We start from the raw sequence: 12,291 nt of genomic DNA on the forward strand, positions 1-12,291 counted from the left end.
TATCTTTATGCCAATCAATAAAAGTATGAAGATAAACACCTTTTTTGCAGTTCCTGCAGTAGTTTTGGCGAGTCAGTTTGTCAATGCACAATCAACCACTCAGAAGTTAAATCCAATTGTTGAAAATTTTGTAAACGAAACTAATAATCATTCTCAGTTAGAAGATATGGCGTTCGAGTTATTAGACGGTATCGGTCCGCGTTTGGTCGGAACTCCGGAAATGCAAAAATCTAATGAATGGACAGCCAATAAATTAAAATCCTGGGGCATTGATGCTACTTTACAGCAATTCGGAACCTGGAAAGGCTGGCAAAGAGGAACTACACATGTAGATATGGTGTATCCACGTGTAAAATCTCTTTCTGCAACGCAATTAGCATGGAGCCCTTCAACGAAAAAAGCAGTTGAAGCGCAAGTGATAGTTCTTCCTAAAGTTTCTTCAAAAGCAAAATTCGATCAATGGCTTCCTTCCGCAAAAGGAAAAATAGTTTTGATGGCCCAATATCAGAAAATCGGTCGTTCCGATGAGCAGATCAAAGAATTTGCAACTCCTGAATTGTACGAAAAACTGAAAGCCGAAAAAGAGCAGGCTTCAAAAGACTTCCGCGATTATGTAAAAAATATCGGATATGATAACAATACACTTCCCGAAGCTTTAGAAAAAGCAGGTGCAGCCGGAATTGCGATTTCAAACTGGACAGGAATTATGGGAGCCAACCGTATTTTCGGAGCGAAAACTTCTAAAATCCCAATGTTTGATATCGACGTAGAAGATTATGGAATGCTATACAGAATAGCTGAAAAAGGAAGTAAACCGAGAATTAAAGTTGAGGCGCAATCTAAAATTCTTCCTGATGCAAAAACTTTCAACACCGTTGGGATGATTAAAGGTTCAGAAAAACCTAATGAATATGTAATTCTTTCTGCCCATTTAGATTCTTGGGACGGTGCGCAAGGTGCTACAGATAACGGAACGGGTGTTTTAACAATGCTTGAAACCATGAGAATTCTTAAAAAATATTATCCAAATCCTAAAAGAACCATCGTTGTCGGACTTTGGGGAAGTGAGGAGCAAGGTTTAAACGGATCTAGAGGTTTTGTTGCCGATAATCCTGAAATTATCAAAGGAACGCAGGCTGTTTTCAACCAAGATAACGGAACCGGAAGAGTGATTAATATTGCAGGTCAGGGTTTTGTAAGATCATATGATTATATTGGAAAATGGCTAAATGCAGTTCCAAAAAATGTGAGAGATCACATCAAAACAGATTTCCCGGGAATGCCGGGTGGAGGAGGATCGGATCATGCTTCATTTGTTGCAGCCGGTGTTCCCGGGTTTTCTTTAGGTTCTCTAAACTGGGGATATTTCGGTTATACATGGCATACCACGAAAGATACTTATGATAAAATTGTTTTTGATGAAGTGAAAAACAATGTGATTCTTACCGCAACTTTAGCGTATATGGCATCTGAAGATCCTGAATTTACAAGCAGAGAGCGCAGAACAATGCCTGAAAATGATAAAGGTGAAGTCGCAAAATGGCCAGAAGTAAAAGAGCCGAGAAGGGATTCTAAAGATTATAAATAATTACAACGAAAGGAAAATAGTAGATATAATTTAAATAGTAAATTATTTCTGAAAAAAAAAATGGGCTGAGATCATATCTTAGCCCGTTTTTTTATTTAAAATGAAATAAAGGTATTTCATTTAATTTAGTATTTTATGATTAAGTCGTTTTCTAATTTCCGGAATTTGACTTTCTTTTACAATATAAGTTTTACATAATTTATTGTTCATGTGCATAGTAAAGTTTGTTTCTTTATGTTCAATTTTTAAAATTTCATTCGGTGCCATTGGAATAAAATCATCAAAAACAGGATAAAAAACAATCAAGCATAGAAAATTTCTCCACAGAGATTTTAAAATTTTAGGATAATTTCCATTGTCATCAATTACTTTCAGTTTTAATAACTTTTTGCCTAAAGTAGTTCCGTATAGTGTTTCTAAAACGGCTCCTAATAAAATTACGAAAGGGATTGAAAAAAGTAATGAAAGAATTGCAGGTTGCTGAAAAAGAAAAAAGAAAACCATAAATAATGGAATTACATCAATTATTTTTGCTAATATTCTTAGTTTTTCGTTTCCTAAAAATTCGGTTTTATAAGGTAAATCATATTCAAACTCATCATAAATACGTCTGCCTTCCGAATCAAAATTTCGGGTTGCTCTTCGAGTTATTTTTCTTTCCTTAAGTTCTGATATTCTTTTCATTCTAATTGACATAGGAGTCTGAAGCGTTAATAAAATTACAACACCATACTCAGTTGAATTCTCTTCCTCGCTTCATCCACTTCTATTACCCTTACCTGAACATGTTGATGCAATTTTACCACTTCATTTACATCAGAAACGAAACCGTCTTTCAATTGAGAAATATGAACCAATCCGCTTTCTTTAATTCCTAAATCTACAAAACATCCGAAAGCAGTGATATTGTTGACAATTCCAGGAAGGATCATTCCGGTTTTTAAATCGGTAATCTTTTTTACATTCGGATCAAACTCAAAAATTTTTGCCGCTTTTCTAGGGTCTAATCCCGGTTTTTCCAGTTCTTTTAAAATATCTTTTATCCCTAAAATTCCGATGTCTTCCGTTATATATTTTTCAGGTTGAATTAAATTGATTTTCTCTTTATTAGCAACTAATTCATTGGTTTTAATGCCTAAATCTTTTGCCATTTTTTCGATAATTCCATACGCTTCGGGATGAACTGCCGAATTATCTAAAGGATTTTCGCCATTTGTAATTCTGATGAAAGCTGCAGCTTGTTGAAAAGCTTTTTCTCCGAGTCTTGGAACATTCTTCAATTGTTTTCTGTTTTCAAAAGCCCCGTTTTCAGCACGGTAATTCACAATATTTTCTGCCATCTTTTCACCAATTCCGGAAACATAGCTTAACAGTGATTTGCTTGCCGTATTCAAATTAATTCCAATCGAATTTACACATTTCATTACCGTAGAATCGAGTTCGTTTTTTAACTGAGTCTGGTCTACATCATGTTGATATTGGCCGACACCGATCGATTTAGCATCAATTTTCACCAATTCAGCCAAAGGATCAGAAAGTCTTCGCCCGATAGAAACTGCACCACGAACCGTCACATCAAAACTCGGAAATTCATCTCTTGCAATTTTACTTGCAGAATACACAGAAGCTCCGGCTTCCGAAACTACAAAAACCTGCAAAGGCTTATCAAAAGCTATTTTTTTAATGAAAAATTCAGTCTCACGGCTTGCGGTTCCGTTTCCGATAGAAATTGCCTGAATATGATAAGCATTTACCATCGAGCGAATTTTCTTCATCGCCATTCCGCTTTCGTTTTGCGGAGCATGGGGATAAATCGTTTCATTATGCAGTAGATCTCCTTTTTCATCCAAACAAACCACTTTGCAACCACTTTTAAAACCTGGATCGATCGCTAGAATTCTCTTCTCCCCCAAAGGCGGAGCTAATAAAAGCTGACTTAAGTTTTCAGAAAAGATTTCGATGGCTTTTTTATCAGCTTTTTCTTTTGCTTCCTGAAGAGTTTCGTTGGAAATTGCCGGTTCCAGAAGTCTTTTGTAAGAATCTTTAATGGCTAAAGCGATTTGCTCTGAACTTTCATTTTTAGATTTGATAATTGCATTTTCAATAAAATCAAGTGCTTCATCTTTATCGATTCCGATATTTATTTTTACGTAGCCTTCAGTTTCTGCTCTCAGCATTGCCAAAAGTCGATGAGAAGGTGTTCGGTTCAGGCTTTCTTCCCATTCAAAATACTGCGAAAATTTTTGAGCTCCTTCGTCATCTTTTTTAGCTTTCACAACTTTAGAAGTAACAGTGGCTTTTCTTTGAAATAATCGGCGAAGATTTTTACGGACATACATATTTTCATTGATCCATTCTGCCATGATGTCTCTTGCTCCCTGTAAAGCTTCTTCCTCAGAAGAAACCTGATCATTCAGATATTTTGAAGCTAAAAACTGAATATCCTGAGCTTTTTGGCTCATAATAATTTTAGCTAGAGGCTCAAGACCCTTTTCTTTTGCCGCATCTGCTTTTGTTTTTCTGCGTTTTTTGAAAGGTAAATACAGATCTTCCAACTCCTGAATATCAAAGCTTTCTTCAATTCTTGTTTTTAATTCTGAAGATAAAGAATCTTGCTCTTCTATAGATCTTAAAATACTTTCTTTACGTTTTACGATGTCTTCAAACTGTTTATTAAGTTTAAAAATTTGCTCTATTTGAATTTCATCTAAATTTCCTGTTGCATCTTTTCGATAACGAGAAATAAATGGAATGGTGCAGTCTTCAGATAATAGTTTTAAAGTAGCATTAATGTTTTTATCAGATATACTAAGTGTTTTTTTTATGAATTCTGTTACAGTCATTCGGCTTTTTTAGAACGGCTAAAATAGTGACTTTTTCAGAGGAATAAAATTATTTCAAATTTTACACGATTAAGTCTATAATTTTCTTAATAATACTCATCAATGGTGTATTTTAAATTATTGTCTTTCTAAAAGTAAGTTAACTGGCTTTGTTTAGCTTGATTTTGAGTATTTAATTACAATTCTTTTTTTTTCTATCGTTTCTTTATCGCCCTGAAAGAAAGAGTTTTATAATAAACGTTATTTTTAAGGTAAACAATAAATCTGACTTCTTAGAACCTTGGATTTCATTAACAAAAAAAATATAATAACCTACATCATTAATTACTTGACGGTATGTATTAAATGAATAACGAGTAAGAATATTTGTATTGAATTAAATTCATTAATTTACTGAAACAGATAAATAATCTATAATTTTAGTAGGATATATAAATGTATTAGGTAATCATGTTATGGTATGAATAAAAATACTATATTTGTGAATTATCACAAAATATATGCCTATGACAGAAATTTCTACTTTTTCTATTTTTTTTGTATTTACAAATTCAGATGTTTCTTTAATCCGGAAAACATCTTATTCATTTACTAACCATATTCTACTATTATGAACAGATTTTTAATGATCCTGGGGATTTTGCTGTGCTTTCAGCTCAAAGTCTCCGCACAATGTACGGCTTTGCCCGTCCCATTTTTACAGTCTTTCAGCACAGGGGCTTTGCCTACCTGCTGGACGAGCCAAAACCCAACCAGTTCATCCACCAGCATATACGTTAAATGGAGATTTAGCACATCTGCAGGTTATGGTGCAACAGGAAACGGAGGTAAACCTGCGGGAACCTTTGCCTGGGTAGATGCCAGCTCTCCATATACTAATGAACACACGGTTGAGCTTATCAGTCCGCAAATCAATCTAACCGGACTTACTAATCCTTTTGTGAAGTTTGAATGGTTTAAAAATCATCTTACCTCAGCAACAGGAACCGTTCCTCCTTACGAGCATAACAGAATGAAGCTTGAAGTAAATAACGGAAGCGGCTGGGTTGAGATATGGTCTGATAACAGTAATGCTGCAGAATGGCGAACGGTAGGGGTTCCTCTTGCAGCGACTTACGTAGGAGCGACGATTCAGCTTAAATTTACAGTTGATAAAGATGTTGCCGGTAACGGATATTTTTATGATGATGTACTTTTGGATGAAGTTCAGGTAATACAGGCGCCAACATGTTTTGAGCCCGTTGTCGGAACCGCAACAAATATAGCTCCGAATTCTGCAACTTTGAACTGGGCTGCTCCGTTAGCGCCGGCTCCCGCACCTGCAGGAGGATATGAATATTATTACAGTACTACAAATACACCTCCAACAGCAGGAACAGTAGGAACTATTGTTCCCGGTTTTTCAGCTAATATCACTCCTTTGGTTGGTGGAAGTACCTATTATTGGTGGGTTCGTTCAGTATGTTCAGCTTCAGATAAATCTTTATGGGTACAGGGTGATCCTTTTACTCCGGGGCAGATTGGAGGCGGTACAGCAACTCATGCATTTTTGCCGGTATATTCTTGTTCAGGATTTAATTATTCTCAGCAGATTTATACCCCTACAGAAATAGCAAGTGCTGTTGGGACGAATAATATGATTACATCAGTTAAGTTTTTTGTATCGACTACAGCAGCTAATCAGGCAAATTATAACCAATGGGTTGTTTATATGGGAAATACAACTCAAAATGATTTTGCTACAACCACAAGCTGGATTCCTGCAGGAACGATGACTCAGGTTTACACCGGAACACTGCCTGCAATGACTGCCGGAACTTGGATCAATATTCCTCTTGCGACACCATTCCTTTGGGACGGAACGAGCAATGTGGTAGTTGCAGTAGATGAAAATGTTACAGGAACATCTTGTACAGCCAACTGGGGAAGTTATTCTGCAGGAACCAACAGAGGGATGATTTATTATAATACTACGACTAATCCTGATCCGCTAAATCCGCCTGCGGGTACAAGCAGATATGCTGTTTTGCCGAGACTGCAGCTTACAGGTACTGTTTTGCCTTCTTGTACAAATGTACCACCTGCAAATATTGCAGTAAACAATATCACGGCAACTTCTGCGTCGGTATCTTGGACTGCCACTCAGAATGCTACCTATGTCGTAAGGTATAGAGCTTTACCATCCGGGGCGTGGCAAACGATTAACGTTACGACACCATTTACAAATAATGTGATACTTCCGGGGCTAATTGAGCAAACTCAGTATGAGGTGCAGATCGCTACGATTTGTGGAACTCAGGGTGCTTTCTCAACACCAGTTCCATTTACTACTCCGGCTCTCACTTACTGTAACTCGGGTACGGCAACGGTGACCAACGGATATATCAATAACATTACGATGATAGGAACCAATGTTCCAACCACAACTAATAATTCAGGACCAAGTACTTTTACAGACTATTCTAATGATCCTTCAAAGACCATTACTTTATTAAGAAATTCGGTTAATAATACATTATCGGTTGGAAGATCAATTGCTTCTGGAACCTATTCCACTTATGCATGGATTGATTTTAACGGTGACGGAATTTTTAATAATAGTCCTGTAGGTACAGCGGGAGGAGAAAGAATTATGAATCTGGGATATTCTAGTACAACTCCTGTAACTGCAAATTTTGATGTACCCGCCAATGCTTATATTGGTACGAGTAAAATTAAAATGCGTGTTATTGTCTATTTTAATACTCCGACAGATCCTTGTGCTAACCTTACGAGTAACGGAGAAGTAGAAGATTATTATATTAAATTTATTGATCTTCAACCGTGTACAACAGCTCCTCCTACAAATATTGCTGTAGGTAACCTTACTCATAATTCAGCGTATGTATCATGGCTGCCGGCAGCTAATGCAACATATGTCATAAGATGGAGACAGGGAACTACAGGACCATGGTTGCCAAGTGCAGCTGGATTAACACTTCCTGTCGGGCAGAGCTTTCACACAATTACGGGTCTAACAGAGCAAACTGCTTATCAGGTACAGGTTGCTACCATATGTGGCGGAAATCAGGGAGCTTTCTCACCATTGCTTGATTTTACAACACCACCTGTTACTTATTGTAATATGAATGGAACAGGAGTAAATGATTATATTTCTAATGTAAAAGTAACGCCTGTCAATTTTCCGATGATGGAAAATATTTCACTTCAAACCAATTATACTAGCTATACGACACCAGCAACATTAATTAATCTTGAAATAGGTTCGCTAGGTAACCAGATTGCTGTATCAAAAGCTTGGGCAGGAACTAATTACGGAGATTCCGTACATGCTTGGATTGACTGGAACAGAGACGGTATTTTCACAGATAGTGAGAAAATAATGACTACTCCTTCCAATACCACAACACCTGTTAATGCTACATTTGATGTTCCTGCAACGGGAGTTTATACAGGAACGAACACTACAACGATGAGAGTTGTCCTAAAGCGTGGAAGTGCACCGGTGATGTGTCAGGATGCAGCGAATGGAGAGGTAGAAGATTATGCGGTAAAATTAAGACCTTGTAATAATGCTACTCCAGGAACTCCTGCTTTTACAACAATAACCCATAATTCGGTTATTATTAACTGGACTCCAGCTGCCAATAATAATGCATTTGTGTTAGAATACAGAGCGGTTACCAACCCAGCTTCTGCATGGACAACGCTGAATCTTTCTGTTTTAGGAGGAAATCCACCGGTGACTATTACCGGATTAACTCCTGCAACACAATATGAAGTAAGAGTAGCTGCAGTTTGTGGAAGCGGTGGAGCAGGTTCTTATACTCCAATACAGACATTTACAACAAGATGCGATCCTGAACCTCCGAATGTAGTAATATCTAATATTACATCAAATTCAGCAATGGTAACCTGGAACCCGCTTGTCCCGAATGCTACTTACGTCTTAAGATGGAGAGAGGTGGGAAGTACCGTTTGGAATACTCCAACATTGCCACCACCACCAATAAACACTTATACAATACCAAATCTTGAGTCTTATAAGACTTATGAAGTGCAGGTAGCAAGTATTTGTAACGGAGAAACCGATCCTAACCCGTGGTCAATTACACAGATATTTACAACAATGAGAGTTTGTGAAGTGCCGCCGCCAGGATTTACCATTACTCAATTGACACCTACAACTGCGGAAGTGGTTTGGGATGCGTATACGGGGACTGGAGCTACAAATAATTATATATTAAGATACAGAAAAGTAGGAATACCTAGTTGGACGACTGTTAATGTAAGTAACACTACCTACACGATAACAGGATTATTAGAATTAACTAAATATGAAATGCAGGTCGCTAATGTCTGTACAGGGGCAGCAGGTAATTTTACACCTTTGTACTATTTTATTACACCTACAGTGATTTATTGTCAGATGCAGTCAACTAATTTTGCGTCAGAATATATTTCAAAAGTTACTGCTAAACCAAATGGTAAACCTGAAATGATCAATGTTTCGACGGGAGCTACTTATTCTGATTATACAGGAGATCCTAAAAAATTTATTGAATTGATTCAAGGATCAACGGGAAATCAAATTACTATTGATAAAACTCAAGGAGCAGATTCTGGAGTTGCGGTATGGATTGATTTCGACAGAAGCGGAACCTTTGATCTTAATGAAAGAATTATTGCAGACGGACCTAATTCAAATCCGACAGCAAGTGCTACATTTAGTGTTCCATCTGATGCATTCATCAGTATGACCAATTCTAAATATGTTGTGATGAGAGTTGCTATGGCTAAAGGCGCCATCCCTGTAAATTGCATCAGCTTTGATGATGGAGAAGTAGAAGATTATACGGTAAGAATATCAAAACTGCCAACTGTAAATTCGGTTAATCAGACAGATATTTTGATTTATCCAAATCCGGTAAAATCAATATTGAATGTTAAAAATATTAGTGAGAAAGCAAATTATAAAATCTATAGTGCTGCCGGAAGATTAATATCGAGTGGATTGATCGTTAACAATAAAATTGATGTCAGTGCACTTATTAGTGGAGTTTACATCATTGATATTGACGATAAAAAAGGAAATGTACAGAAAAAATTCATTAAAGAAGAATAACTGTTTTTAATTTCCATGTAAACAATAAGCTCTCATCATTGAGAGCTTATTTTGTTTTATAAAAGAAAGATGTGCTATTTTAAAACATCATTGTAATATAGAAAGTCATTATTTTCGTCAAAGCCAATGATCATAACCCGGAAATTTTTTGCGTCATCATTATTATACCATTGTACAATAGTTGGTTCTCCGGATTTACTTTCTAAATAAGGATTCCAGTATAAAATACTTCTTTTATCTTGCGGGATAGATTTCGCACTTTCTTCGTCGTAGATTCCATTTTTAAAAGGTATTTCTTTGTCGTAGCCGTTTAGTTTAACTTCTTTAAGGTTAGACGGTAAAGTAGTATCGATCGCGGCAGAGCCAGTAATTCCGCCACGTCTGGTGTATATGGCAATAGCTCCATTTCCTCCTCCGAAGCTTCCCGCAAAATTTCCTTTAATTACTTTCACCATTGCAATAGTTGATACAGGAATAGTAGAAATCTGGCTTGCATCAATTCTCATTTCGTCTAAAAAAAACTCTACAGCGCCACCACGATTAGTAGCGGTGTAAGTGCCGTTTTGCATTTGAATCTGAAGACCGGCAACTCTACCTTGTAGATACTGCAGAATATTCATGGAAGCTTGCGCATTCTGATTCTCGTTCACAAAATCAAAAACAGTTTCGTTTCCATTTCTAAAAAGTGGGCTGCTAAGTTCATTATTAAGTTTTTTTGTTAAATCTTTCTTTTGTGCTTTAATTTTAACTTCTTCAATAAGCGTTTCTTTTTCCCTTAAGTTAGTCTGTGAACTTTTATTTGATACTGCACGTTCTATTTCACGAGGAATTTGATCAGTCGACTGACGTTTTGTAAGTGTATAATTGGTAGAAGGAAGATTGCCTCGTAAAGGTAAGAATGAAAAATCAGGCTTAAAATAAACCTGTACCGAATTTTTATTAGCTTTCTCGTGATTGAGCTGATAGGAAAATGCCATCGAATCTTCAAAAACCAAACCACTTAAGGTGAACATTCCCTCTTTGTCCGTTTTAATCAGATTATATTTAATTCCCTGATCCGGCATTTTAAAAATTAAATTAATCTCTTCTTCTGAAGCAGGTTTCCCCAATTTAGTTGCTTTTCCTTTATATGAAAGGTAGCTTTCAGGCTTATATTTGATAACCGGAAAAGTTCCAGACATAATGGTCTGCCAATTAAATCTAGACCATTTTTCTGAAATCAATAAAGCATCCAGTGCGTCTGTGTTTCTGTTTTCATCGAAATATTGGGCAGGATAATATATTTTTGAAGTAAGATCTCCCGTAAGCCAAAGTGTGCTTGGTAAACTATTGTCGTCCTCAGGATTTTCACTTTCATTATCGGTTACACTTACAAGATAGCTTGAGATCGCCGGATTATTTTCTATGTTGAAAGAATTGCTGTCTCGAGGTGTTAAACTAAGAGAAGTCCCTTTTAAAGACGGCTGTTTAAGTTTAAGAACTTGAGGTTGTACAAAACTAAGTCGTTGGGCAACAATATTTTCAGATTCATCAAAAACCGTAAGATTAAGGATTCCATTCACCAATTGGCTGGTCGGAATTGTATAAACCTTATCTGAAATTTGAGAGACATTGGCTTTGTAAACCATCTGATTATTAATAGTTCCTAAAATTTTATATTTAGCATTTGATCAATATTTTTACTTTTAAAGACAAACTTTATAGCATCAGATTCACTTTTAACCTGTAAATTTATTCCTGAAGCAGCTACATCTGGCAAATTGATAGTTTGCTTGATTCCTTTTTCATCTTCTACTGTAAGCTGATATTTTTTTCCGGCAACAGGTGTAAAACTAAAAGATCCTGTATTTTGATCAAACCCTTTGAAAGTAACCAGTTTTGTCTGTGGGTTCAGCATTTCTGTGATAAAACCAGTCCAGTTTGTAGGTGTTTCCCCTTTTGATTGCAGTCTTACCGCAAATTTAGTATTGATGCCATCAATAAAAGTTCCACTTTCCGGGAATACAGCAGCAGACCATGGGGCAGAAGTGTTTTTCACCAACTTTTCAGACGATGAAGGATTGTATATCGTAATCGGCAAGATCTCATTAAAGTCATCACTGAAATTCCCCATCCATGTGGTATAAGCTCTAATGTAATAAACATCTTCTTTTAAATCTGCGGGTAAACTGATGCTTCCGCTGCCTTTACCATTAATCAGAGGATAGATTTTTTTGCTGATTTGTTTTTTATTTTGATCGTACAATTCAACGAAAACATTGGTAGAAATCGTTGAAGGGCTGTATCCGTCAAATACAAAAGAGGTAAACCAAAGATTTTCACCAGCAACATAATTCTTTTTACTAAGAAGAAGGTGTATTTTTTCCTGTGGATAATTCTCCTCAAATTTTTTAAGTGCTTCTTCTGCTTTGTTCTGAGAAAAATAAAATGGAGCAACAATTATTGATAATGCAATCAATGGTTTTTGATAAAAACAGATATTCATTGTATAGATTCTTGTTTTAATATATTTCAAAAATACATTTTTTTTAGAGGAAAAGTGATAAATAGTGCTGTTATTCAAATAAAAATGCCCCGCAGATAGGCGAGGCGCTAAATGTTTTCACAACGGAATAATCCTTATTGTGAATTGCTTTCGGATACAAATCTAAAAATAATATTTTTAATCAGTTTACGGTTTTCCACATTTACATGAATTATTTTCTTACTACTTTTAAGAAACTCAATTATACTAA

The 12,291-nt window shown here is 36.1% G+C and carries 6 protein-coding genes; 2 read left to right on the top strand and 4 right to left on the bottom strand.

All coding sequences use genetic code 11. The features are described 5' to 3' along the window. Positions 1 to 25 precede the first annotated feature (25 nt). The gene (locus tag EG358_RS10260; protein ID WP_076559401.1) at positions 26 to 1,588 is read left to right on the top strand and encodes a M20/M25/M40 family metallo-hydrolase; all 1,563 of its coding nucleotides are present in this window, start codon (positions 26 to 28) and stop codon (positions 1,586 to 1,588) included. A 120-nt stretch (positions 1,589 to 1,708) separates the two neighbouring features. Here EG358_RS10260 and EG358_RS10265 read toward each other — a convergent pair whose 3' ends face one another. Continuing rightward, the gene (locus EG358_RS10265) at positions 1,709 to 2,272 is read right to left on the bottom strand and encodes an RDD family protein (RefSeq protein WP_076559085.1); all 564 of its coding nucleotides are present in this window, start codon (positions 2,270 to 2,272) and stop codon (positions 1,709 to 1,711) included. Between the two features lie 35 nt (positions 2,273 to 2,307). Then, a complete protein-coding gene (locus EG358_RS10270) occupies positions 2,308 to 4,431 on the bottom strand; it encodes a Tex family protein (protein WP_076559083.1) in 2,124 nt (707 codons plus the stop codon). 610 nt (positions 4,432 to 5,041) lie between these two features. Between EG358_RS10270 and EG358_RS10275 the strand changes: the two genes are divergently transcribed. Beyond that, a complete protein-coding gene (locus EG358_RS10275) occupies positions 5,042 to 9,556 on the top strand; it encodes a fibronectin type III domain-containing protein (RefSeq protein WP_076559081.1) in 4,515 nt (1,504 codons plus the stop codon). 74 nt (positions 9,557 to 9,630) lie between these two features. On the opposite strand, the gene EG358_RS10280 is transcribed toward EG358_RS10275, so the two are convergent. Beyond that, the gene (locus EG358_RS10280; protein WP_083677004.1) at positions 9,631 to 11,184 is read right to left on the bottom strand and encodes a TonB-dependent receptor plug domain-containing protein; all 1,554 of its coding nucleotides are present in this window, start codon (positions 11,182 to 11,184) and stop codon (positions 9,631 to 9,633) included. 17 nt (positions 11,185 to 11,201) lie between these two features. Further along, positions 11,202 to 12,071, bottom strand: a complete 870-nt coding sequence (locus tag EG358_RS10285) for a hypothetical protein (protein ID WP_123890084.1) — start codon at positions 12,069 to 12,071, stop codon at positions 11,202 to 11,204. Between the last annotated feature and the right edge of the window lie 220 nt (positions 12,072 to 12,291).

The sequence above is a fragment of the Chryseobacterium indoltheticum genome, from assembly GCF_003815915.1.
GTDB lineage: Bacteria > Bacteroidota > Bacteroidia > Flavobacteriales > Weeksellaceae > Chryseobacterium > Chryseobacterium indoltheticum.

Coding starts and splice junctions, on each gene's coding strand:
- EG358_RS10260 (WP_076559401.1), top strand. CDS start 26: ATGAAGATAAACACCTTTTTTGCAGTTCCTGCAGTAGTTTTGGCGAGT.
- EG358_RS10265 (WP_076559085.1), bottom strand. CDS start 2,272: ATGAAAAGAATATCAGAACTTAAGGAAAGAAAAATAACTCGAAGAGCA.
- EG358_RS10270 (WP_076559083.1), bottom strand. CDS start 4,431: ATGACTGTAACAGAATTCATAAAAAAAACACTTAGTATATCTGATAAA.
- EG358_RS10275 (WP_076559081.1), top strand. CDS start 5,042: ATGAACAGATTTTTAATGATCCTGGGGATTTTGCTGTGCTTTCAGCTC.
- EG358_RS10280 (WP_083677004.1), bottom strand. CDS start 11,184: ATGGTTTACAAAGCCAATGTCTCTCAAATTTCAGATAAGGTTTATACA.